19 protein-coding genes, 1 pseudogene and 3 other annotated features are annotated in these 23,697 nt (G+C 42.4%); of the genes and pseudogenes, 8 read left to right on the top strand and 12 right to left on the bottom strand.

Going from position 1 to position 23,697, the window contains the following annotated elements:
• Nucleotides 1-136: 136 nt before the first annotated feature.
• Entirely contained in the window at nt 137-895 is a 759-nt protein-coding gene (locus tag A6755_RS07405; protein WP_034309660.1) for an SDR family oxidoreductase, read from the bottom strand.
• A gap of 190 nt (nt 896-1,085) precedes the next feature.
• On the opposite strand from A6755_RS07405, the gene A6755_RS07400 reads away from it, so the two are divergent.
• Nucleotides 1,086-1,700, top strand: a complete 615-nt coding sequence (locus tag A6755_RS07400) for a TetR/AcrR family transcriptional regulator (protein WP_034309663.1) — start codon at nt 1,086-1,088, stop codon at nt 1,698-1,700.
• 30 nt (nt 1,701-1,730) lie between these two features.
• On the opposite strand, the gene A6755_RS07395 is transcribed toward A6755_RS07400, so the two are convergent.
• Nucleotides 1,731-2,432, bottom strand: coding sequence for an alpha/beta fold hydrolase (locus A6755_RS07395; protein ID WP_063590285.1), 702 nt, complete (start codon nt 2,430-2,432; stop codon nt 1,731-1,733).
• 306 nt (nt 2,433-2,738) lie between these two features.
• On the bottom strand, nt 2,739-4,187 hold the full coding sequence (locus A6755_RS07390) for a DHA2 family efflux MFS transporter permease subunit (RefSeq protein ID WP_063592483.1): 1,449 nt from the start codon (nt 4,185-4,187) through the stop codon (nt 2,739-2,741).
• A gap of 257 nt (nt 4,188-4,444) precedes the next feature.
• Between A6755_RS07390 and A6755_RS07385 the strand changes: the two genes are divergently transcribed.
• The gene (locus A6755_RS07385) at nt 4,445-5,338 is read left to right on the top strand and encodes a TetR/AcrR family transcriptional regulator (RefSeq protein ID WP_063575332.1); all 894 of its coding nucleotides are present in this window, start codon (nt 4,445-4,447) and stop codon (nt 5,336-5,338) included.
• 141 nt (nt 5,339-5,479) lie between these two features.
• Nucleotides 5,480-7,153, top strand: a complete 1,674-nt coding sequence (locus tag A6755_RS07380) for a ribonuclease J (protein ID WP_063590284.1) — start codon at nt 5,480-5,482, stop codon at nt 7,151-7,153.
• A gap of 45 nt (nt 7,154-7,198) precedes the next feature.
• Here A6755_RS07380 and A6755_RS07375 read toward each other — a convergent pair whose 3' ends face one another.
• From A6755_RS07375 to asnA, 4 genes are all read right to left on the bottom strand, one after another.
• Nucleotides 7,199-8,617, bottom strand: coding sequence for an amino acid permease (locus tag A6755_RS07375; RefSeq protein WP_063590283.1), 1,419 nt, complete (start codon nt 8,615-8,617; stop codon nt 7,199-7,201).
• 103 nt (nt 8,618-8,720) lie between these two features.
• On the bottom strand, nt 8,721-9,353 hold the full coding sequence (locus tag A6755_RS07370) for a LysE family transporter (RefSeq protein ID WP_063590282.1): 633 nt from the start codon (nt 9,351-9,353) through the stop codon (nt 8,721-8,723).
• 143 nt (nt 9,354-9,496) lie between these two features.
• Nucleotides 9,497-10,729 carry an MFS transporter gene (locus A6755_RS07365; RefSeq protein ID WP_063590281.1) on the bottom strand — a complete coding sequence of 411 codons (1,233 nt, stop codon included), beginning with the start codon at nt 10,727-10,729 and terminating at the stop codon, nt 9,497-9,499.
• A gap of 333 nt (nt 10,730-11,062) precedes the next feature.
• Complete coding sequence (gene asnA / locus A6755_RS07360; RefSeq protein ID WP_244889733.1) at nt 11,063-12,058, bottom strand: aspartate--ammonia ligase; 996 nt, start codon at nt 12,056-12,058, stop codon at nt 11,063-11,065.
• Nucleotides 12,059-12,291: 233 nt separating this feature from the next.
• On the opposite strand from asnA, the gene A6755_RS07355 reads away from it, so the two are divergent.
• Nucleotides 12,292-12,918 (top strand): LysE family transporter, encoded by a 627-nt coding sequence (locus A6755_RS07355; protein WP_048689402.1) that lies wholly within the window; start codon nt 12,292-12,294, stop codon nt 12,916-12,918.
• A 496-nt stretch (nt 12,919-13,414) separates the two neighbouring features.
• The gene (locus A6755_RS07350) at nt 13,415-13,690 is read left to right on the top strand and encodes a hypothetical protein (protein ID WP_063590279.1); all 276 of its coding nucleotides are present in this window, start codon (nt 13,415-13,417) and stop codon (nt 13,688-13,690) included.
• Nucleotides 13,691-13,818: 128 nt separating this feature from the next.
• On the opposite strand, the gene thrS is transcribed toward A6755_RS07350, so the two are convergent.
• On the bottom strand, nt 13,819-15,726 hold the full coding sequence (thrS, locus tag A6755_RS07345; protein ID WP_377307349.1) for a threonine--tRNA ligase: 1,908 nt from the start codon (nt 15,724-15,726) through the stop codon (nt 13,819-13,821).
• Nucleotides 15,727-15,786: 60 nt separating this feature from the next.
• Nucleotides 15,787-16,008: a binding site (T-box leader), on the bottom strand.
• Between the two features lie 31 nt (nt 16,009-16,039).
• Nucleotides 16,040-16,261, bottom strand: a binding site (T-box leader).
• Between the two features lie 30 nt (nt 16,262-16,291).
• Nucleotides 16,292-16,512: a binding site (T-box leader), on the bottom strand.
• A 110-nt stretch (nt 16,513-16,622) separates the two neighbouring features.
• Between thrS and A6755_RS07340 the strand changes: the two genes are divergently transcribed.
• Nucleotides 16,623-16,898 (top strand): hypothetical protein, encoded by a 276-nt coding sequence (locus A6755_RS07340; RefSeq protein WP_063590277.1) that lies wholly within the window; start codon nt 16,623-16,625, stop codon nt 16,896-16,898.
• A 41-nt stretch (nt 16,899-16,939) separates the two neighbouring features.
• On the opposite strand, the gene A6755_RS07335 is transcribed toward A6755_RS07340, so the two are convergent.
• The gene (locus tag A6755_RS07335; protein WP_244889647.1) at nt 16,940-17,572 is read right to left on the bottom strand and encodes a DUF7010 family protein; all 633 of its coding nucleotides are present in this window, start codon (nt 17,570-17,572) and stop codon (nt 16,940-16,942) included.
• A 144-nt stretch (nt 17,573-17,716) separates the two neighbouring features.
• Here A6755_RS07335 and A6755_RS07330 point away from each other — a divergent pair, with 144 nt between their 5' ends.
• Both A6755_RS07330 and A6755_RS07325 read left to right on the top strand, forming a co-directional pair.
• Nucleotides 17,717-18,232, top strand: coding sequence for a TetR/AcrR family transcriptional regulator (locus tag A6755_RS07330; protein WP_063590276.1), 516 nt, complete (start codon nt 17,717-17,719; stop codon nt 18,230-18,232).
• A 76-nt stretch (nt 18,233-18,308) separates the two neighbouring features.
• Nucleotides 18,309-19,253 (top strand): annotated as a pseudogene (locus A6755_RS07325) (SDR family NAD(P)-dependent oxidoreductase).
• 310 nt (nt 19,254-19,563) lie between these two features.
• On the opposite strand, the gene A6755_RS07320 reads toward A6755_RS07325, so the two are convergent.
• The 3 genes from A6755_RS07320 to A6755_RS07310 form a co-directional block, all read right to left on the bottom strand.
• Nucleotides 19,564-21,063, bottom strand: a complete 1,500-nt coding sequence (locus A6755_RS07320) for an amino acid permease (protein ID WP_084737521.1) — start codon at nt 21,061-21,063, stop codon at nt 19,564-19,566.
• A 115-nt stretch (nt 21,064-21,178) separates the two neighbouring features.
• The gene (locus A6755_RS07315) at nt 21,179-22,504 is read right to left on the bottom strand and encodes a peptidase (RefSeq protein WP_063590275.1); all 1,326 of its coding nucleotides are present in this window, start codon (nt 22,502-22,504) and stop codon (nt 21,179-21,181) included.
• Nucleotides 22,505-22,515: 11 nt separating this feature from the next.
• Nucleotides 22,516-23,697, bottom strand: a complete 1,182-nt coding sequence (locus A6755_RS07310) for a thiolase family protein (protein WP_063590274.1) — start codon at nt 23,695-23,697, stop codon at nt 22,516-22,518.

The raw sequence follows: 23,697 nt of genomic DNA, 5'->3' as shown, positions 1-23,697 counted from the left end.
ATGAAGTCAAAACCTTCCTCATGGAAATTACTGGATAACCAAAATCCCCCTCCAAATACCCTGCCAAGGCTCCACTCAAAAAAACATGCATCCCTGCTTACTGGCAGGAATGCATGGATTCTTTTTAATTCATGGCTTAATATGCACTCCAACCGGCATCTGCCGTAATGACAGTACCATTAACAAAACTGGAATCGTCTGAAGCAAGGAATAATGCCACTTTAGCGATTTCCTCAGGTTTGCCGTTTCGTGGATTGATCGCCATACCCAGTTGTTGGCGAGAGAAGCCAAACTCATTGATATTCGTCATGCTGGAACCAATATTGGTTTCTACTCCGCCTGGTGCTATAGCATTGCAGCGAATCCCTTTATTGGCATACATGTAGCCCGTGTTTTTCGTGAAACCAACGACTGCATGTTTAGAGGCAGTGTAAGCAGCACCAGCCCGGGCACCGTACAAACCGCCAGCAGAAGCAATATTGATGATGACCCCTTTTTGTTTTTCTAAAAAGATCGGCATCACCTTTCTAGTCGAACGCATGACGCTTGTCGTGTTAATGGCAAAAATCCGATCCCATTTAGAATCTTCAATGTCCCCAGCAGGTTCCATGCCATCCATGATACCGGCGTTATTCACCAAAATATCCACCGTTCCATACGTACTGACCGTGGTATCGATTAAATGTTGAATATCTTCCTCCACCGCTACATTCGTTTTAATGGCAAAGGCCACTCCGCCATTCGCTTTTATTTCTTCCACCGTATCGTTCGCACCATCAAGATTTAAATCCGATACGACGACTTTAGCTCCTTCTCGAGCATAATCTATGGCAATTTGTTTCCCCATGCCTGATGCTGCTCCTGTCACAACGGCAACTTTGTCTTGTAATTTCATTTGAACTCCCCCATTCATTCTAGTGAAGCGTTACTTATTGTACAGATGTTCATTATCTATCTTCCTTTATAGTATAATTAGTTTCAGTAGGCTTATACAATCAGCAAATGCTGTCCTCAATGTTGAATAATGAACAGAAAGTAGTAACTATGTTTATTAAAAGTACAATAACGAACAAAGGATGAAGAAAATGACTGATAATAATACTGGGATTGATAGAAGGATCAGGAAATCCAAAATGGCTTTGAAAGAATCCCTCATTTCTTTAATGCAAAGTAAGGATTTCAGGGAGATATCGATTACTGATATTGTAGAACTCGCCGACCTTAATCGGGGTACATTTTATAAACACTATCAGTACAAAGAGGAACTGCTTGAAGAGGTCATGGAGGAGGTGATTGCCGATTTGATCATATCTTACCGGGAACCTTATAAGAACGCCGAAACTTTCACCATCAATGAACTAACGGCTTCGGTCATCAAAATATTTGAACATGTTGCCAACCATGCAAACATTTATACCCTCATTCTAAAGTCGAATGCATGGCCTACATTACTGGAACGGATTTGTAATGAGTTGAAGAAACTTCCAGTGGAGGACCTGGAAGATTACCGGCCGAATCCTAAGATCAATAAAGAACTTGCCTCCAGTTACCAAGCATATGCGATATTGGGCATGATCATCGAATGGGTCAACACTGGCTTTAAATATAGCGCTGACTATATGGCTGAACAGCTGCTGGAGATCCTTAATAATAAATCGGTGAATGCCGTCTTTAAAATAAACCCTTTAAAGCAGAAATAAGAGGGCTGCGCAGGCAACCCTCTTATCGTATTAAAGCGCCTGCCCTTTGGAAAGAAACCTTTTTACGACAGACAAGAAAGCTGGTAAATCATCTTCATGGACAAAGTGTCCGGCAGCCTCTATCGTCACCAATTCGCAATTCGGGATAAGCTCGGAAACCTCCTGCAATTTGTTTTGGGGAATATGGCTGGCCCCGCCCCCTATAACAAGCGTCGGCATCATAATATCGGTGAGGCGTGCCCACCATTCTGGATCGGGTTCATTAAGCTGCTGCAGAATCGAAGGCACTACCCGCCAATCAAACGGCAGTGGGATAGAAGGCCTGGAAGGAACCTCCATTGGTTTATCCGAGAAAGGAGGCGGCGTATCTTCGACAATCAACCTTTCTATCCTCGAAGGAAAAGTTTGCGAGAAAAGATAGGAAACCGTCCCCCCCATGGAATGCCCCATTAGCGAAAACCTTCCCAAATCAAGCGCATCTGCAAAAAGAAGCAAATCATCACGCATCGATTCAAAAGTATATGTATTCGTTCTCGCACTCCCACCGTGGCCCCGTTGATCTAAAGCTAAAACACGATAACTTTCTCCTAATGCGGCAGCCGCTTCATCCCATGATTCCGAACTTTTTCCCAGTGCATGAAGAACAACAAGCGGTGGTGCAGAAACATCCCCGCACTCCCGATATTGAAACGTGAGTCCATTCAACTCAATTTGATTAACCCTAATTTCCATCTCCGTTCACTCCCATGATCGGATTCGTCATTTTGAACCCCGATCTATTTTAAAAAAACCTCTAAAATACTATGTTGACTATAAGTAAATTATACGTTTTATGCCTTCACCCATTTTTTCATCCTGCATCTGTTCATTTCTGCCTTCACACCTCTTATTCCTGCCTTCATCCATTTATTCATCCTTTGGCTTCATTCCGCAGCAGCCTGAATTACATTCCGTTAGGCCTTAACTTGAAAGGCAGAATAGAAAAAGCCCTATGCTGCCTGAACGATTCAGGTGGCATAGGGCCTTTTATTGTTTCATTTAAGCGGTTTGATCTTTTTTCACAGCTGGTTTTTCTTCAGCCGGCCAAGCACGCTTAATGAATAATGCCAGAATCAGCGCCACACCAGCAATGAAGGTAGATACAAAGAAGGAGAAGTTAATTCCATCCAGCATTGCCTGCATCCCGATTTGGGCTTTCATTTGGCCCATCATCTCAGCGGTGGGCTGGCTCGTTAATTTGCTCATCGCTTTCGTCATTAAATCTTCGGCAGTAGAAGCTGCACGGTTAGACATGACCGTAACGAGCAATGCCGTACCGATCGCACCGGAAATTTGGTTCAGTGTGTTATTCATGGCTGTACCGTGCGGGTTCATGCGGGCTGGCAGCGAGTTCAAACCATTTGTCATGATCGGCATCATGGACATTGACATCCCGAAGGAACGAACGGAAAACAGGATTACAATTTCTGTATACGTGGTTTCCATTGATAATTTACTTAGCAGATACGTGGTTACCACGGTGATAAGCAAACCGATTGAAGCAAGGATGCGGGCACCGAACTTATCGAAAAGCTTACCGGTGACCGGTGACATGAGGGCCATTAATAACGCACCTGGAAGCATCAATAATCCAGAATCGAATGGTGAAATGCCACGTACTGTTTGTGTGTACATCGGAATTAAGATCATCCCCGAGAACATCGCCATGTTCAGTACGATTGAGATCGTTGCGGATAAAGCGAACATCGGGTGCTTGAAGATATTGAACTCAAGCATTGGTGTTTCCATTTTAAGCTGGCGTGTTATGAAAAGAATCAGGGAGATGGCACCGACAATCAGTGTTCCGTATACCTCAAGGCTATCCCACCCCTTGCTGCCTGCCGAACTGAATCCGTAAAGCAAACCGCCGAAGCCTAAGCTTGAAAGGATGACCGATATTTTATCAATTGAGATATCGACTTTTTCCTTGTGGTCTTTAAGTTTGAAGAAGCCGAAAATAAGCACTAGTAAAGCTAGCGGAGTAATGAAATGGAATAGCATTCTCCAATCATAATGTTCGATGATCCAGCCTGAAAGCGTCGGCCCGATTGCAGGGGCAAACATCATGACCAAACCGAATAGTCCCATTGCCGAGCCCCGTTTTTCAACAGGGAAAGAAGTTAAAAGTACGTTCATTAATAATGGCATCATGATTGCCGAACCTGCAGCCTGAACCATACGTGCACTCAATAATAGCGGGAATACATGCGCGACACCTGCCACGATCGTCCCGATTGAGAATAGGAGCATGGCTGTCAGGAACAGATTACGCACCGAATATTTTTTTATTAAGAAGGCAGTTGTCGGAATCATGATTCCGTTCACGAGCATGTAGCCCGTTGTCAGCCATTGGACTGTGGAAGTCTCGATTCCCAAGTCTATTTGGATTGATGGCAGTGCAATATTTAAAAGGGTTGAATTCAGTATCGCTATGAACGCACCGACCATCAGTATGGCCAAAATGCCATACGAACCTTTTTTCTCATTTATTTGTGCAGTACTCACTTTTTATCTATTCCTCCATTCAAACTATTGGTTCATTTAATTAGACGAGCGGTATATTAAAAACTCACAAAATCAATAATATACCCCTAGTTCATTTTTTGCAATAAAAATTTACTGGTTTAAATAAGGGTTTGTGCTGTGATGAAAAATAGAGTACGATTAATTTTATACAAGCAGTATAATGAAAATCAGGTGATATAATGAACAATCGAAGACAGAATGTCATCGATACGGCTCATAAGCTGTTTATTGACAAAGGCTACCAAGCGACGTCCATTCAGGACATTTTAGACGGCAGCGGTATATCAAAAGGTACATTTTATAATTATTTCCCTTCGAAGGGTGAATTATTTATAGCTATTTTCCGCTCCTTTTATACAAAGATTCGCCATGAACGGGAAAAACTGTTGATTGGTCAAGATTCCGCCGATATTGAAATTTTCATCCGGCAGCTCGAACTGCAATTGATGGTGAATAAGCAAAGCAAATTGCTTATCCTGATCGAAGAAGTCCGTGTTTCCAATGATGAAGAATTAAAGCAATTCATCAATAAGACGCTATTGTTGAGCTTACGCTGGATGTATAACCGTTTTATCGATATCTTCGGTGAGAGTAAAAAACCCTATCTTTTAGATAGCGTCATTATCTTTCATTCGATGATGACCCACATGAATCATTTTAGTTACCGTGCTAATCCCGCCGGTACACCGGACATACAAATTATCCGCTATTGCATGAATCGCATTGTCCACTTAGTCAATGAAGTGGCTGAAAGCGGGGAACAGATCATTGACCCGGAATTAATGGATACGTGGTTTCCAAAATTCACAAACCAGCTTGATGCTTGCCATAATGATTTGCTTCATTCCACCACGGAATTGAAAAAAGCGATAAACAAGGCTATTCCTTGCGATGAAGATCGAAGAAGAGCCATTGAATTGGTCGACTTCATCCAAGATGAGCTGATGCAGTCAGACAAACCGCGAGAATTTCTGATAGAAAGTCTGCTGGCCACTCTGAAAACTGGATATGCTTCACAGATCCAAGCATTGGAGACTTTTGAAGAAAGCATCCATTCTTGCTTGAGCCGATGAAGATTGAAGATATGCACCTACCGTAAGCGGCAGGTGTTTTTTTTATGGCTTCTTGAATTAGCCTGATTTAAAAAAGAGTTGGTTTTATAAAAGCGACCTAAGGAAACACTATCCTTATCATAATAAAGGAGGTCTATCTACTTGAGTGTGAAAGAGAATGCTTTGTCCATATTGGCTCTGGGCGGAGTGAATGAAATCGGTAAAAACATGTATGTGATTCAATATTCTAACGATATCGTCATTATTGATTGTGGTGCAAAGTTTCCTGATGAAAGTTTATTAGGAGTCGATTTGATCATTCCTGATATTTCCTTTCTTCAGGAGAATAAGGAGAAGATCCGCGCTTTGATTGTGACTCATGGGCATGAAGATCATATCGGCGGTATCCCTTATTTCTTGAAAAAATTGAATGTGCCCATTTATGCCACACGTTTAACACTTGGTTTGATTGAATTGAAGTTAAAAGAACATAACCTTTTGGGTGATACGGAATTAATCCAGATCGATTCGGATTCAAAGCTGGAATTCGGGGAAATGGTTCTGGACTTTTTCAAAACGAATCATAGTATTCCCGATTGCCTCGGAGTCACCATGCATACGCCGGAAGGCACGGTCGTTCATACAGGGGACTTCAAGTTTGACTTGACTCCGATGAATGATCAGTATCCCGATATTCATAAAATGGCCAAAATCGGGAGTGAAGGTGTCCTCGTTCTACTATCGGAAAGCACGAACGCAGAGCGTCCCGGCTCCAGTCCCTCGGAGCATCTGGTTGGCAGCCATATTGAAGAGGCCTTCATGCAGGCAAAACAGAAAGTCATCCTTTCGACATTCGCTTCAAATGTCAATCGTGTTCAACAAGTTGTGAACGCTGCACAGAAGACAAACCGGAAACTGGCCCTGATTGGACGAAGCATGGTGAACGTCGTAACCGTTGCCATTGAACGCGGCTATCTCGAGGTTCCTGATGGGATGCTTATCCAACCACAAGAAGTCGATAGTTATGCTCCGGAAAGGGTCGCGGTTTTATGTACAGGAAGTCAAGGAGAGCCGTTTGCCGCCCTTTCCCGCCTTTCCAGCTCGAATTATCGGGATATGAGCATTTTGCCTGATGACACAGTGATTCTTGCCTCCACACCAATACCCGGAAATGAACGGGATGTTTCACGCATCATCGACAACCTGTTTCAACTGGGCGCCAAAGTCATTTACGGTTCCGGGACTGTAACGGGCATGCATGTATCCGGACATGCATATCAGGAAGAGTTAAAGCTCATGCTTACCCTGATGAAACCTAAGTATTTCATCCCGATTCACGGTGAGTATCGGATGCTGCACCAGCATCGATTGTTAGCTGAGTCTGTCGGGGTGGAGAAGGACCACACTTTCATCATCAATAATGGTGATGTAGTGGATATTGAAAACTCCGTTGCCCGTCAAACAAGAAAGGTGGCTGCCGGCAATACCTTTGTCGACGGTGTTGGCGTCGGGGATGTTGGAGAAATCGTTCTGCGGGACCGTAAGCAGCTTTCCGAAGATGGAATGCTCGTCATCGTCATAACACTAAGCAAGACGGAAAGAAAAATAGTATCAGGACCCGATACCATTTCCCGTGGATTTGTATATGTCCAAAATTCCGAGGACCTCCTTAAAAATGTAAATCGTCTTGTCACGAAAACGGTCAACGACTTACAAAGTGAAAAGATATACCGGTGGAACATCATTAAACAAACCATTAAGAAGGAACTGGGGCAATATCTCTTTAATCAAACTAAGAAAAAACCAATGATCCTTCCAATAATCATTGAAATTTAGCGCCAAATCGAAAGGAACTCGACTTTGAATAGTCGAGTTCCTTTTTTAATCAAGTCCTGATTTACTCGCTTTTGCGGCCATTGCCTTGTTCTTATTCCATACCTTGAACTTCATGAAAACGGCTGCAAGACCGATGATCACCATGAATAAAAGGCTGATGAAAAACCCTGGACGTATCTCTTTTTCAAGCAGTGTTCCACTTACGGCCGCTAAAATTAAAAGCAGTCCGAAAACCGCCGTAATCTTACTCCACATCTTATTTTCCAAGATTTTGAATGAAGAAAGAATGATGAATGCCCAATTATACAAAAGCAATATACCAGCTGATGTTGTAATGTATTCATAAATCTTTCCTGGCAGGAGCAAGGCAGTGATGATTGATCCTAAAAGACCTAAGGCTCCAAGCCCCAGTGACGGCAGCGGAAGATCTTTGAATTTCTTGATCTTTTGCATGAATAATGCGGGTGCATTCCCATCATTGGATAGCGTTACCAATAAATTGGTTACACCGAATAGTGAAGCGGTCATCGTCGAGAAACCGGCAATGATGATCGCACCATTAAAAACGTGCGGGAAAAATGTCAGGTGATAACTGTCCAATGCCGAAACGAATGGGCTTTCTTTTTCACTGAATGCCCCTAACGAAATCATGGTTACGGCTAATCCCAATGAAACCACATATATAATGGTAAGGACCAAGAGCATGATCGTCCCTGCCTTTGGTGCATCTTCTTTCTTTTTAAGCTGCATCGCCATCAATCCAATGACCTCAATGCCGCCAAACGCATAAAAGGCATAGATAAGGGATGTCCAAAACCCCTTTAACCCTTTTGGGAATAATTCATTGAACGTATTCGGAAATGATGGCGGTTTTGCTCCAGCAAGACCGAACCAGCCGCAAACGGCACATATTGCAATGATGATAAACATTACGATTGCTGCTGTCTTAATAACAGCAAGGATGTTTTCCACCCTGTCGAACCCTTTTGTTCCCAGCAATACCACCACAATTGAAACAATGGCAAAACCGGATGCAAATAGCCAAAGCGGCACTTTCGGGAACCAAAATTGAGATAATAGCGAAAGTGCAGTAAGCTGGCTTCCCATGATCAATATATTGGAGGACCAATAATTCCAGCCACAGCTAAAGCCCGCCCATCGTCCAAATGCTTTATTGGCATAATAACAAAAAGAACCTTCTTGAGGATCGGCAGCCGTCATCTTGGCAAGCAGATTATAAACGATATAGGTACCCAGTGCAGCCAATACAAATGAAAATACAATGGATGGCCCAGTCGTTTTAATCCCTATGGTCGATCCGAGGAAATACCCTGTCCCGATCGTACAGCCTACGCCGACCAATGATAGCTGCCACCATTTCATGTCGCCCTGTTGTTCACCCGAAGCATTGGAATCTTGGATAGCCTTTCCTTTCGCTGAACTGCAATTGGCTTTTGTTGTCATAACATTACCCCCTTCCATCATTCATAGTGTTGATAATGCCACAATGAATTATGCAAGGAAGAAGTTTTCAAATACCCTATGTAATAACCTGAAGCATTCTCCTTTAAGATAGGATGGCAGAAATGCCTTGATAAGCAAAATAAACCCCAAAGCCGACCAATGATAAACCAGAGATGATCGAAATGGCCATTAAGCTTTTTTCATTTAAAAACCTGCGAAATCCATTCGTTAATGCCGCAACAAAAAAGTCCCAGCAAGTAAGACCAAGAAAGATCATCCCGCTATAAATGAAAAGTTGGGATGTCCCATAACTTGAAGCCGTTTTAGCTAAAACAGATCCATATATCCCCAACCAAAATAAAATGGACAATGGACTGGTCACGGACATGATGAACCCAGTCAAAAAACAGGAAATTAAAGAATCTCTATTCCTGTATTCATTTAATAATATCGTATTGACCCGTAATATACTTTCGATCCCGGAATAGATAAGCACAAATCCGCCAAAAAGCCAAAGAAATATCTGGACGATCGGGATTTCTAAAAACCGCACCATTCCTACATATACTAAAATCATGAACAAGGCATCTGCGATCATCGACCCTGCCCCAACGATCCAGGCGTGCCAAAACCCGTTCTTGATTCCTTTATCGATACGAGCGGAGTTCACCGGGCCGATCGGTGCTGCAAGGGTAAGTCCTAAGAAAAAGTAACTTAGCAGTAAATGTACACTCAAAAAGCATCACTCCTTCGAGCTAGTTCATGACTTGTACATTTTATGTGACAACCCTCTGCCTATAACCACATGCCAAAAAAATTTCCCGATTCACAAAAAAAGCCGTGGGAAAGCCCGGCTTTTTGGAGATGTATTGAAGCCGATTAGGCAGCAGCTTCTTTTTTGTCTGAACTGATGAATTTCATAACGATCAATACGATGCCTATACCGATGATCCCAGAAATGATATAGGTCAAATTGATATGATTTTTCATGACAAGGGACATGACCGGAGGGCCTGCCGCAACGCCGATGAACCTTGATGACATGTAGAAGGAGGTTATCGTCCCCCGCTGTTCCTTTTCTATATTTTGAGTGATGATTGCGTCGAGTGTCGGCAATAAAGCACCAATTGCTATGCCCACCAAGCTTGTTATTATCAATAAAAGGACGACCCTGTTTTTAGTAAAACCGACAAATACAAGGCTGATTGAAAGGACAGCTAAACTGATCATGATGATCTTTTTCATGATTGGTAATTCCCCCTTGATTTTTTTCCCTGCAACATAAGAAGATACGCAAAGAAAAAATAGCGGGATCGCTATCACTAAACCTTTTTTGATACCATGCAAATCATGGATTTTTTCCAAATTATCAGACAAAAAGAAAAGAACACCGAACAAAACCAACATGACAAAGACACCAATGAGGAAAACCGTGTATAACCATTTTCCTTCCTTCTTGAATATTTTTTTCGTATCATGCCAGAAATCCTTGAATTTCTTCGGCTCATCCTTCTCCTTTGGTACCTTTATAAAGAAAAAGACCAAAACAATAGATATTAAACTGAAGAATGAAATCGAGAAGAATGGTAAAAACCAGATAAATGCTGCAAACAGTGAACCCAATATTGGACTAAGCACTTTCCCAAACGTATTCGAGGTTTCTATGATTCCCAAACAAGAACTTGTTTTTTCATCATCATCTTTGTATAAATCCCCCACTAAAGGCAAAATGATGGGTGAGGCACCAGACGCCCCAATCCCTTGCAATACCCTCCCAATGATGATCCATGTATAGGGATTGTCTATTTTCCATGACGCATAACCAGCGATCAAACCACCGATAAGGGCTAGGATCAAGCTTGGCAGAATGACCATTTTCCGTCCGAATCGATCTGATAAATAGCCTGCAATGGGAATTAAAAAGATGGATGCAACGGAATAGCTTGTTATCACCATACTTGATTGAAATGAAGATATCCCCACCTTTTCCTCGAAAATGGGCAAAACCGGGATAAGCATTGAATTTCCAAGTGTCATAACCAATGGAATCGATGCCATACTGATCAGGCACCACACGCTTACATCTTTATTTTGCTTCTCATGACCTTCCATACTTACACTCCTCATCCATTATAAAAGCAACTTATTGCATAAAAGGTGACCATTTGTGAAACCAATTTGTTTTGCATCATATATTAGATGTCTTAAATTATTATGTTATAGTGCAGAAAGATTTATTCAGTTGCGCTTCTCCCAAAATTACCCCTATTCCCTTTAAAACAAAAAACCATTCTGTTTAAGAATGGTCTATCTTTTTGCTTGTACAAATTTGCACGTTGATTGGAACGTAGGGCACTCGCTCCAATCAACTATGTTAATAAATTTGGATAGAACTCCATTTACAGTCTAACCATTCTGTTTAAAAATGGGTTTCCCGCCTCGTCTTTATAAAAGAATAATATTCCTTTTTTCACATTCCTCTATTATTTGGTCATTCCATACCGAAACCTGAACCTCGCCAATATGTGCTTTCTTCAACAAAAACATGCATAATCTGGATTGACCTATTCCCCCGCCTATTGAATACGGAAGCTTTCCTTCCAATACGGCCTTATGATAATCGAGTGCCTTACGATTTTCATTTTTGGATAATCTTAATTGTTTTAACAATGACTTTTCATCTACTCGAATGCCCATTGAAGAAACCTCAAAAGCACATTCCAAAAGTGGGTTCCATAAAACGATATCTCCATTTAGATCCCAATCATCATAATCCGGTGAACGTCCATCATGCTTTTCCCCCGATTGTAAAGCTCCGCCAATTTTCATAATGAAAATTGCACCATATTTCTTCGCTGCCACGTTCTCTCTTTCCTTCGGAGTAAGATCCGGGTATAAATCCTCCAACTCCTGGGTCGTAATGAAGTGAATGTCCTCTGGTAACACAGGCTTAAGCAGATGATGGAATTCAAACATATAACGTTCGGTCGATTTAATGGCACTATATATTTTTTTCACTTCGGATATTAATGTATCCACGTTACGTTGTTCTTTCGTTATGACTTTCTCCCAGTCCCATTGATCCACAAATAACGAGTGTAAATGATCCAGTTTTTCATCACGTCTTATTGCATTCATATTAGTGTAAATGCCTTCATCACAAGCCAAACCATACCTAGAAAGAGTGATTCTTTTCCACTTTGCCAAAGATTGAACCACTTCTATTTGTTTATCTTTAATATCCAGAGCATCAAAGGTAAGAATCCGCTCCACACCATTTAAATTGTCATTGATACCATTACCTTCATGTAAAACGAAAGGGGCTGATACTTTAATAAGGTTTAACGCATTTGAAAGTCCTTCTTCAAAATGATCCTTCATTTCATTTATTGCAATATCAGTATGCATGATATCAAGAATTGTTTTGTATTTATTCGGCATTGATAATTCAGGCATAATTCTCCTCCAATTCCGCTTTGAATAGCGCATGCACTAAAATAGGCGTCTTTCCATTTGACTAAATTACATTATGAAGGAGTTTTCTGTGTTGTTACAAAAATACCAGGTCAGACAAGGCGGACTAAACTCAAAAAATAGGACTAAAAAGGTGGTACAAGTTCAAATGTTTGAATACATTCAAATAAGCGAAGATGTATAAACGATGAGGTGATGAATTGGGTGTTTTTTTCAGCTTTGTATTATTAGGTTTATCACTGGCGGCTCCTATCGGTCCCATAAACGCTGCTCAATTGGACAAAGGAATCAAGAAGGGTTTTTGGCATGCCTGGGTATTTGGCTGGGGTGCCATTTTAGCGGATTTTGTTTTTATAGCCCTCGTCTTTTTCGGTGTAGTCCACTTTTTGGACAACTCCTTCATGAAGACATTTTTATGGCTTTTTGGATTTTTCGTCCTGACCTATACCGGAATCGAAAGTCTGCTAAGTGCAGGCAAGATTGAAGTGAATGCACGAAAAGCGAAAGATTCCCTTTTTTCTTCATTCCTGACAGGATTCATCATGTCCCTTTCGAATCCCTTATCCATATTGTTTTGGCTGGGGATTTACGGATCCATTCTCGCAAACTCCGCTTCCAAATATGATATGGATGATTTACTTTTGTACAGCTCAGGAATCCTTATCGGCCTCTTAACCTGGGATTTCATAATGGCCATCATCGCCAGCACCTTCAGACGCTTTTTATCCAAACCCATTCTAATGGGCATCTCGATCATTTCGGGGATATCCCTTATAGGGATCGGCCTATACTTTGCCATCCAGGCAGCCAAGGTTTTATTTACATAAGAAGTCGAGCATTTACTCGTGAATTCGAATAAATTTTTATATAAAATAAGCCGCCTATTTTATTATCCTTCTTTGTCCATGTCGGACACTTATCCCTCATTGTTCATAGCCTGAAAGGGTAAACACAAAGGGAGGATTTCTTGAATATATAATCACGGCTACTACTCTTATAATGTTCCATATTATACCGCTCCATATTATTACGATGATTCTTATGCTAATTTGCCTTATTATGATGACAGACTGCCAGTACAAACACTGGTTCCAGTAGCCACTATTCAGAGCCATTTAAACGCAGGCCGGCAAGGTCATTGCTTCAGAGGATTTTGGGGTAACACCCAGCACACCTTTATTTTAATGGGGATAAATAATACTACTGGAATGGTACAGATACTCGAAGGCGGCATACCAAATGAGATACATCATACAGATATAGTTGGATTACAATACCTAGACTTAACCTGCCCTGTCGGTGGCGGCGGACAAGGTGGCGGTCATGGCGGCGGTCATGGTGGCCCGGGGGGGAACTGTTTTCAGCAGTTCATTCCTGGTGTTGGCTGGGTATGGATTTGCAGATAAAAAGAAACAGCCGATTTATTCGGCTGTCTTTTTTATTCCAATTACTCGTGAGTTTCGGACTTTTACTCGTGAATTGCGCTTTACTCGTGAGTTCCTCGCTTTTACTCGTGAATTCCTCGCTTTTACTCATGAGTTCCTCGCTTTTACTCGTGAATTGCACTTTACTCGTGAGTTTCGCAACTTTTACTCGTGAATTCTAGCCTTTTACTCGTGAGTTTCTCGCTTTACTCGTGAATTCTAGCCTTTTACTCGTGAGTTTCGCACTTTTACTCGTGAGTTCCGGCCTTTTACTCGTGAGTTCCAATTTAAGCTGCTTTCTTGTTAGATGCTGCGTTCTTTTATTTGCTGGACCATTTTCTTGATGAACGTTTCTATTGTGACATTTTCAACTTCTTGTTCCCCATATTTCCGGACATTTACTTCATTTTCTTTCTCTTCTTTATCTCCAATGACCAGCATATATGGGATTTTCCCCATCTGCGCTTCCCTGACTTTATACCCCAGCTTTTCATTCCGATCATCGATTTTCACTCTTATGCCTTGATTCTTCAGTGCATTTTGAACCTGTAAACAATAATCCAGATGAACTTGTGAGACTGGGATGATCTGTACTTGCACCGGGGCGAGCCATACCGGAAAAGCACCGGCAAAATGTTCTATGAGGATTCCAAAAAATCGATCGATCGATCCAAAGATGGCACGATGAATGACAACCGGACGGACTTTTTCATTATTTTCATCGATGTAAGTCAGATCAAATTTGTCGGGCATTTGAAAATCAAGTTGGATTGTTGCACATTGGTGGCTTCGTTTTAATGCATCTTTAATATGAAAATCAATTTTCGGTCCATAAAATGCCCCGTCTCCTTCATTTACTTGATATTGTATCCCGATGCTTTCCAGAACATTTTCCAATGCTATTTCAGAAGCTTCCCAAAGGGAATCATCGCCCATTGAATCCTCAGGACGAGTCGAGAGCTCCACGGAATACTCGAATCCGAAAGTGCGATACACCTTATCGATCAGATGAAACACTTGTTTAATTTCACTTTCGATTTGATCCTGCCGTACATAGATGTGGGCATCATCCTGACAAAATGTACGGACACGCAGCATCCCGTTCAATGCACCGCTATATTCATGACGGTGGACTTGACCAAATTCGGCCATCCGGATGGGTAAATCCCTGTAAGAATAAAGACTGTTTTTGAAAATAAGCATATGACCCGGACAGTTCATTGGCTTCATCGCGAATTTTGTTTGATCCACCTCAGTGAAGTACATATTCTCGTGATAATGATCCCAGTGGCCCGATTGTTCCCATAACCGCTGGTTCATCATGAAGGGAGTTCGAACTTCGTCATAATCAGCTTCAGTCTGAAGCTCCCGCGAGAACTTCTCCAATTCATTTCTAACGATTTGTCCTTTCGGTAAATAAAATGGCATTCCAGGGGCTTCCTCTGAAAACATGAATAATTCCAACTGCTTCCCTAATTTACGGTGGTTGCGTTTGGCCGCTTCTTCCAGGAATTTAAAATGATCCTGTAAATCCTTGTTCTTTCGAAAAGCCACGCCATACACCCTTTGGAGAACTTCATTTTGATTGTCTCCCCTCCAATAGGCACCAGATACACGAGTCAATTTGAATGATTTTACAAATGATGTGGATGGAAGGTGCGGCCCTCTGCAAAGATCAATGAATTCCCCCTGTTGATAGAGCGTTAATTTTTCACCATTGGGGATGTTCTTTGCTATATCCAACTTGAATGACTCCCCTCTGCCCTCGAATAACTTCACAGCTTCTTCATAAGTCACTTCGATCCTTTTAATTTCCAGATTTTCAGTTATGATTTGTTCCATCTCTTTTTCAATGGCTTGCAGATCTTCTGAGCTCAAAGAGTGGTCTAACTTAAAATCATAGTAAAAACCGTCTTCCACGACTGGTCCCATCCCTAATTCCACATTTTCGTAAATTCTTTTCACAGCCTGTGCCAAAACATGCGCCGATGTATGTCGTAATACTTGTAATCCTTCAACCGAATCGAGAGTCAAGATCGACAGTTCCCCATCCTTATTAAGCTTATGACTTAGATCAACCAACTGCTTATCCAGTTTTCCAGCTACTGCCTTTTTCCTTAAACTTGGGCTGATTGAGCCTGCCACACTTTCCACTGTTATCCCTTGCGGATACTCCTTTTGCTGCCCATCCGGGAATTGAACTTTAATCATTTTTTCACCCATCACATAAACACTCCTTTTTAATAATAAAAAAAACGCACCCATCCCTATGTAAGGGACGAGTGCGTTTACCCGTGATTCCACCCAATTTCCCATAAGCAAAATACACTCATGGCTCTGGAGCTTGTAACGCAGCTTAGACGATATCAGTTACTTTTGTTCACCGATATAGCTCAAAGGCGGTAAATCAGTTTCCTAAGCCAGGAAGTTCGCAGCTGCCCTTCCCTCTCTGCAGGCCGTAAAAATGATTCATGTCCTTATCATCGCCGGATTTTCATATAGAAAAAAACGCACACATCCCTATGCAAGGGACGAGTGCGTTTACCCGTGGTTCCACCCAATTTCCCATAAGCAAAAAATACTCATGGCTCTGGAGCTTGTAACGCAGCTTAGACGATATCAGTTACTTTTGTTCACCGATATAGCTCAAAGGCGGTAAATCAGTTTCCTAAGCCAGGAAGTTCGCAGCTGCCCTTCCCTCTCTGCAGACCGTAAAAATGATTCATGTCCTTATCATGGCAATAATTATAATAATAAAAAACGCACCCATCCCTATGTAAGGGACGAGTGCGTTTACCCGTGATTCCACCCAATTTCCCATAAGCAAAAAATACTCATGGCTCTGGAGCTGTAACGCAGCTTAGACGATATCAGTTACTCTTGTTCACCGATATAGCTCAAAGGCGGTAAATCAGTTTCCTAAGCCAGGAAGTTCGCAGCTGTCCTTCCCTCTCTGCAGACCGTAAAAATGATTCATGTCCTTATCAATGCTTCTAAAATTTTATATTGTTATATATATTACAATATATTCCCATAAGTGACAACCTCAATTTTTTTCATTTCATTACCAACACCAAATTGGTATAATTAGTAAAAAAGGAGTTTCTATGAAACGTTTAAGCCATTGGTCAATCGTATTTGCAGTGATTGGTATCCTATCATTTTGCTGTTCCCTTGCTTTTTCAAAAGCGTCCGATCTGCTAATGATTTCAGGATTCGGTGCGTTGCTAATTGGTTTGTTATGCAGCTTAGGGGCCATGTATAAAAATGAAAGAGGAATGTCGAAATTTTTGGCTGTGGCTGCATTCTTTCTTTTAAGTTTCATTCTCGTTTGGAATGAACCATTTCAAATTGTCAGGCTCTTGACCTGGATGAAAAATTAAATGAAAAAAACCCGTTCACCATGACGGGTTTTTTCATTGATTCATTCTTCATCGGTTCTTCGGCTTGAATTCTTTATTCCAAGCCATAGCGTAAGTCCAGTGGTCCAGAGTATTAGCGCGCATCCAAAGCCGAGCAATGATAACGGTGCAAGGATTTGATGCTTCCCAACCATGACGATGTCTGGCACAATCAGCCATGTAATAAGCGCCAATAAACAGAGAAGCACACCTGTTGCATAATAAACCTTGATTTGGAAAAGTGACGCCAATGGTAAAAAATGAATCCCTACAATAATGGCGATGACTCCCGGTATAAGATCGGTCTGATTGATCAAGTTACAGATGGCAATGGCAATCCCAATCAGCAAACCCTCGGCAATGAAGACCATATTAAACAAAAATCCGATACGCTTAAGACGTCTTGCCCCATCATCTGAAACTTGATTGGACATTTTTTGTGATGCATGTATTAATGAAATGCCAACGATAACCATGATGATTCCCACGAATATGGCTGCGAGTTCCACATAGGGAAACCCCCACCCCTGCAATCCCATTACACCGGTGCCCGCCCACAGTGTTCCGAAGACCGCCATGAAAATGACTCCAATTCCAGTACCGCGAAACGCCTCTTTCATCATCAGTTTCCTTTCATCCACAGTATAATCGTACATAGAATAATACTGCACCACTTACCCAATTATTCAGCTTTAAAAAAATGATTTAAATACCTTATTGCAAAAATTACCATGTTGCGATATTATGTTATTAATTAGTGATTGATTAATCACTAATTAATTAAAATATGGAGGATACCGATGGCCAGACCCAAAAAAGAGAATCGAAAAGATGACATTCTGGAAGCTGGTTTGGAGGTTTTTGCAGATAAAGGCTATTACAATACAACGACTGCCTTAATTGCAGAAAAAGCCGGCATCTCCCAGCCTTATGTGTTTAAATTCTTTAAAACTAAAGAGGAGTTATTCGTTGCGGCTCTGGACCGGGCATACGAAAGGATCCTTCAAGCTTTTGAAATTGAAGCAGGGCCCGAAGACCTTGTTAACCATATGATCAAGGTATATGAAGAATTGACTGAGTCCAATCCCAATGAAATTGCGCTGCAGGTCATAGGACTTTCAGTGACGGAAGACGCAATAAGAAGTTCCACCCAGAAAGGGTTAGCAAGCATTAGACATCACACACTTGAAAAATTTCAATCTGCCGGAATTCCGAATGCCGAGGACCAAGTGATCACCTTCCTGGCGAGGGGGATACTCTGCAATATTTCCCACTTCATCAATATGCCCGAGCTTATGGATGGCGGGGGCAGGTAAGAACCGATTTTCATCGGTTCCTTATTTTGAATGTTTATTTAGTGATTGATCAATAAATTAAAAGGGGATGTAATCTATGAAGAAAGCTATTGTGTTAGGAGCAACCGGCGGATCAGGTCAAGTCATTGTGTCAGAATTATTATCAAGGGGCACAGAAGTCATCGCTTTCGGGCGTTCAAGAAGTAAGCTAGAGCATTTAATGAAAGAGCATGATCATTCGCAACACTTATCATACAGAATCGGTGACATCTTTGATTACCAAACAATTGTAGAGGCTGCAGAGGATGCGGAAGTCATTTTCCAATGTGCCAACGTTCCCTATCAAGAGATGGCATCAAAACTCCTTTCACTTGGGGAAAGTGTCATGAAGACAGCCGATATTTTAGGTAAGAAGATTGTCATTGTGGATGGGATATATATCTATGGACACCAAGTTGCGAAAGGAGATGAAAACCATCCAAAACAGCCGCATACAAAAAAAGGGCAAATCAGGTTTGAATTCGAGAAGCTCATATTCAGCCAAAAATGGAAAAATGCCAAAGCATTGATTGTCAGGCTGCCTGATTATTATGGCGCTACCTCACAGAACTCCTACCTTCAGCCAACCTTGAATGGCCTTGCTGCAAATAAAACGACCGTCTTTATCGGGGATTTAATAACACCAAGAGAATATGTCTACTTACCGGATGCCGCAAAAATGATTGTGGAAATAGCAGAAAAAGACGAATCCTATGGTGAAAATTGAAACATCCCTGGACCTGGTCTGATTTCCGGAAACGAAATCATCCAAATTGCCCGTCAGGTAACGGGACAGAAAAAGATGGTCCTTCCCCTTACCAAAAACATCATTAAGATACTGGGTTTGTTCAACCCTTTCATGAAAGAAGTAGTGGAAATCATGTATATAACGAAAGAGGGATTCATCCTGGATGGAGAAAAATATGAAAAACGCATCGGCCCCATCCCTAAAACTCCATACAAAGAAGGAATGGAAGAAACAATGCGAACTTTAATGAGATAATTGTCTCTTTCGGAGATATAACTGGATTTTCGCAGATATATTCCGTTTTTCTGAGATATAATTCGATTTTCGCAGATATATTCCGTTTTTCTGAGATATAATTCGATTTTCGCAGATATATTCCGTTTTTCGCAGATATTTCGATTTTCGCAGATATATTCCGTTTTTCGCTGATATATTCCTATTTTCGCTGATATATTCCTATTTTCGCAGATATATTTCGATTTTCGCAGATATAATTGGATTTCGATGCAAATCTTCATAAGAAAACCTGAGTCCCAAAGGGGAGCTCAGGTTTTTTCCATTGGTATCAAGCCACATCTGATTTATCGAATTGACAATCTTTTAATGCTATTAATTTGGTCTTGTGATAAATCTTGTATCCTAGCCAGACTGCCAGGAATATCGGTAATCCGATATAGGAGACGGCGACGCCATACCAGTCGATGCTGCCGCTTAGGAATGCTCCATAGTTCTGTCCTGCTATGACGAGTATGCACAGGGTGAATGAAAGAATCGGACCGAATGGAAACCATTTTGCTTTATATTTCAGTTCGTTTAGGTCACCACCCTGTGCAACATAGGCTCGTCTAAAGCGATAATGGCTTATGGCGATTCCAATCCAGGCGATGAAGCCAGTCAGCCCGGATGCATTCAATAACCATGTAAATACATGGTCCCCGAAAATGGAGGTCAAGAAGGCGAATCCCCCAATTATGGATGTCATGATCAAAGCATTCATCGGGATTCCCCTGCGGTTGACTTTAGCCAGGAATTTGGGAGCTTGTTTATCTTTTGCCATCGACCATAACATCCGCGTTGATGCATATAGCCCCGAGTTCCCTGCGGATAGTAAGGAGGTTAACACGACCGCATTCATGACGGATGCCGCGAATGCCAGTCCTGCCCGTTCAAAGACAAGCGTGAAAGGGCTTACAGAAATGTTTTCGACATCTCCGTTCAACAAACTTGGACTTGTATAAGGTATTAAGAGGCCGAGTATCAGGATGGCCCCGATGTAAAATAAGAGGATGCGCCAAAATACTTGGCGGATTGCGTTCGGAACATTTTTTTCGGGTTCTTCACTTTCCCCGGCAGCAATACCAACAAGTTCAGTTCCTTGAAAAGAAAATCCCGCGATTAGAAAGATTGAGATGATCGATAAAAATCCTCCCTTGAATGGTGCCTCATCCATGGTGAAGTTTTCAAATCCGATCACCTTTCCGCCAAAAATCCCCAATATGGTCAATAAACCAATAATGATGAAGCAAATGATGGCAATGACTTTTATTAGTGCAAACCAATATTCAGATTCACCATAGCTTTTAATGGATAGGGCATTGAGGGTGAAGACGATCCCAAGAAATAAGGCACTCCATATCAGGCTGGGTACATCAGGGAGCCAGAATTTCATGATGATGGCTGCTGCAGCTATTTCCACGGCAAGCGTGACTGCCCAGTTAAACCAATAATTCCAGCCAAGTGCAAAGCCGAATGCGGGATCAACAAAGCGTGTGGCATAGGTGGAAAAGGATCCCGACACGGGCATATATGTCGCCATTTCCCCTAAGCTCGTCATCAGGAAATAAACCATGATCCCAATGCAGGCATAGGCAGCGAGGGCACCGCCGGGCCCTGCGCTCTGGATGGTTGCCCCGCTCGCCAGGAATAATCCGGTTCCTATTGAACCGCCAATGGCAATCATGGTCATATGTCTTGCTTTCAGTTGCCTTTTAACTGTCGGTTCTTGATTATGAATGGGATTCCTTTTAACTGTCGGTTCTTCATTATCAATGAGATTCATGTCCATAAGGTTCCTACCTCATTTTCTTTTAAAGTTAAAAGTTCAAGAATAAAAGAGTTTTTTAACAACCGCTTTGTGAAAGACTTAATCGTTCGCTTCACTTGCTGGGATGCCATCCAGTTCAATTGCCATTTCCTGGTATAGTTTCCCTCTTCCCGGATTGGGTGACCCCATCCTGCTCAGTCTCCATTCCACACCATTGAATTAGAGTGAGCGCAATGATTTCGGCTGTGGAGAACACGTTGTCGAGCAGGATGTATTCATTTGGATAGTGGGCAACCTCGGTTACTCCTGGTCCGAAAACGATTGCTGGCGTTTCACCGACATGTGTCAGCAATCCCCCGTCCGTTCCCCAAGGGGAGGCTTCAATGACCGGGTCCTGTCCGGCAACCTGCCGATATTGATGGACAAGTGCATTCATCAGTTCATGCTCTACATCAATTGACCCTGGAACCCAGCGTGCCCCGAACCATTCCAATACGGGCGGGTTTTCCTTGAACCATTGGTCCGCTTCCCCGAGCTGCAATAACCAGGCCGCCATTTCGTCTTTCGCCTGCTCCATCGTTTCCTCCGGCGCAACACCCATCCTTCCTTCGACTTTCACAAGGTCGGGAACGGATGACGGCCAATTACCGCCTTCAATGACACCTAGATTGATTGGAATCGGAATGGGCGTGTTCTGATAAAGCGGATCACTGATACGTGCATTTCGCTTTTCTTCCAATGCACGAATATGATTGATGACGGTCATGCTTTTGTCAATCGCACTAACGCCTTCATACCTTGTTCCGCCATGGGCCGACCGGCCTTTAACATGGATTCGGAACCACATCGAACCCTGCTGTTTCGGGAAGATCCTCATATTCGTCGGTTCAGGGATCAGGGCGGCATCGGCTTTATATCCTCTCAGGACAGCCGCTAATGTTCCGGCACCGCCGCTTTCTTCTTCAATCACACTTTGAAAAATGACATCTCCTTTTAATTGGATGCCATTTTCCTTCAAAGCCTGCATCGCCAGGATCAGCGAAACATTTCCACCCTTCATATCGGTTACGCCGCGTCCAAACATCCTTCCATTCTTAATCGCTCCGCTATATGGGTCGTCGTCCCACTGATCTCGGTCTCCGTCCGGAACCACATCGATGTGTCCGTTCAAAATGATGGAACGTCCGCCTCCAGTCCCTTTCATGATACCCACCACATTGGGGCTGTTGGAAAATTCACTGCGCGGTGAATAGAAATAAGAATGCTTTTTCAGCTCGCTGCCGTCTGGTTCCCAACTATCGATCTGCAAACCCATTTCCTTCAGCTTTTGGGCGACGATGGCCTGTGCCCCCGCTTCATTTCCTTGTGTACTCGGGGCTTGTACCATTTTTTGCAATAGATTCGTTCCTTCTTCCCGATGATCCTTGATCCATTGGTTTATCCGTTTTTGTATATCCGGCACGTTTATCCTCCTTAATTACACATATTCTCATAGATTACTGAAAGTCCCATTCCGCCTGCCATACACAACGTTACCATTCCGTACTTAACTTGTGAACGCAACATTTCATGCATCAGTGTGACTGTCAATTTTGCACCTGTTGCTCCTACAGGGTGACCAAGTGCAATTGCCCCCCCATTGACATTGACAATATCCGGATTCAAATCTAACTCCTTGATCACTGCAAGTGCTTGGGCAGCAAAGGCTTCATTAAGTTCAATCAGTCCGATATCCCCTAAAGATAGACCTGCTTTTTCCAATGCCTTTCGAGTAGCGGGTACTGGTCCAATCCCCATAACTCCAGGTTCAACTCCTGCACTGGCAAAAGCCTTTATTTTCAGGAGCGGTTTTAATCCCTTTTCTTCTGCTTGCTGCTTGGACATTAAAAGTACAGCTGCAGCCCCATCATTCATAGGGCAGGCATTTCCTGCCGTAATGGTTCCTTCATTTTTGAATACTGCCTGAAGATTGGCTAGTTGATCCAGATGAATGTCCTCGCGTACCCCTTCGTCATGGTTGAAGATTTGAAGTCCTTTTCGATCCTTGATTTTAAGCGAAATAATTTCTCTATTAAAGCGACCCTCTTCTATAGCTTTCCAAGCCTTCTTGTGGCTTTGATAAGCAAATTGATCCTGTTCTTCACGACGGATACCATATTTTTCAGCCAAGCGCTCGGCAGTGATTCCCATATGATCATTTTCCAAGGAACATATTAATCCATCTGCCAGCAGAGCATCCTCCATCGTTACGTTTCCAAATTTACCGCCCCATCTATTTTTCACGATATAAGGCACATTGCTCATGCTCTCCACTCCGCCGGCAATAATGACGTCTTCTTGACCAGCAGCGATAGTTAAAGCGGCGTTGGTAATGGCCTTTAAACCTGATCCACATGCTTTGATTACAACGTGTCCTGGGACACTGTGTGGGAAACATGCCAGCTGCGACGAAATTCGTGCCGAGTTAAGTCCGCCTCCGTGGACATAGCCGTGTCCGAAAATCACTTCATTGACTTTTTCTTTACCCAAACCGGAATTCTCCATTAAACCTTCCAATACTTGACGGCCCAATTCGGTAGCTTTAACATTCCTGAGTGATTTTCCAAAGGATCCAACTGCAGTTCGCGCCCCTGCAACGATGACAACCTCATTCAA

Source organism: Peribacillus frigoritolerans, assembly GCF_001636405.1.
GTDB lineage: Bacteria > Bacillota > Bacilli > Bacillales > DSM-1321 > Peribacillus > Peribacillus frigoritolerans.
The sequence above is the reverse complement of the archived record's forward strand: the minus strand, read 5'-3'. Positions and strand labels throughout refer to the sequence as shown.

Excerpts from the sequence above, each read along its gene's own strand:
- A6755_RS07375 (WP_063590283.1), bottom strand. The coding sequence starts at position 8,617 with ATGACAACAAAAGCCAATTGCAGTTCAGCGAAAGGAAAGGCTATCCAA.
- A6755_RS07340 (WP_063590277.1), top strand. The coding sequence starts at position 16,623 with ATGAAACGTTTAAGCCATTGGTCAATCGTATTTGCAGTGATTGGTATC.
- A6755_RS07335 (WP_244889647.1), bottom strand. The coding sequence starts at position 17,572 with ATGTACGATTATACTGTGGATGAAAGGAAACTGATGATGAAAGAGGCG.
- A6755_RS07330 (WP_063590276.1), top strand. The coding sequence starts at position 17,717 with ATGGCCAGACCCAAAAAAGAGAATCGAAAAGATGACATTCTGGAAGCT.
- A6755_RS07365 (WP_063590281.1), bottom strand. The coding sequence starts at position 10,729 with ATGGAAGGTCATGAGAAGCAAAATAAAGATGTAAGCGTGTGGTGCCTG.
- A6755_RS07350 (WP_063590279.1), top strand. The coding sequence starts at position 13,415 with ATGGCGGCGGTCATGGTGGCCCGGGGGGGAACTGTTTTCAGCAGTTCA.
- A6755_RS07390 (WP_063592483.1), bottom strand. The coding sequence starts at position 4,187 with ATGGTCGGTGCGTTCATAGCGATACTGAATTCAACCCTTTTAAATATT.
- A6755_RS07320 (WP_084737521.1), bottom strand. The coding sequence starts at position 21,063 with ATGGACATGAATCTCATTGATAATGAAGAACCGACAGTTAAAAGGAAT.
- thrS (WP_377307349.1), bottom strand. The coding sequence starts at position 15,726 with ATGATTAAAGTTCAATTCCCGGATGGGCAGCAAAAGGAGTATCCGCAA.
- A6755_RS07400 (WP_034309663.1), top strand. The coding sequence starts at position 1,086 with ATGACTGATAATAATACTGGGATTGATAGAAGGATCAGGAAATCCAAA.
- A6755_RS07385 (WP_063575332.1), top strand. The coding sequence starts at position 4,445 with ATGAACAATCGAAGACAGAATGTCATCGATACGGCTCATAAGCTGTTT.
- A6755_RS07395 (WP_063590285.1), bottom strand. The coding sequence starts at position 2,432 with ATGGAAATTAGGGTTAATCAAATTGAGTTGAATGGACTCACGTTTCAA.
- A6755_RS07405 (WP_034309660.1), bottom strand. The coding sequence starts at position 895 with ATGAAATTACAAGACAAAGTTGCCGTTGTGACAGGAGCAGCATCAGGC.
- asnA (WP_244889733.1), bottom strand. The coding sequence starts at position 12,058 with ATGCCGAATAAATACAAAACAATTCTTGATATCATGCATACTGATATT.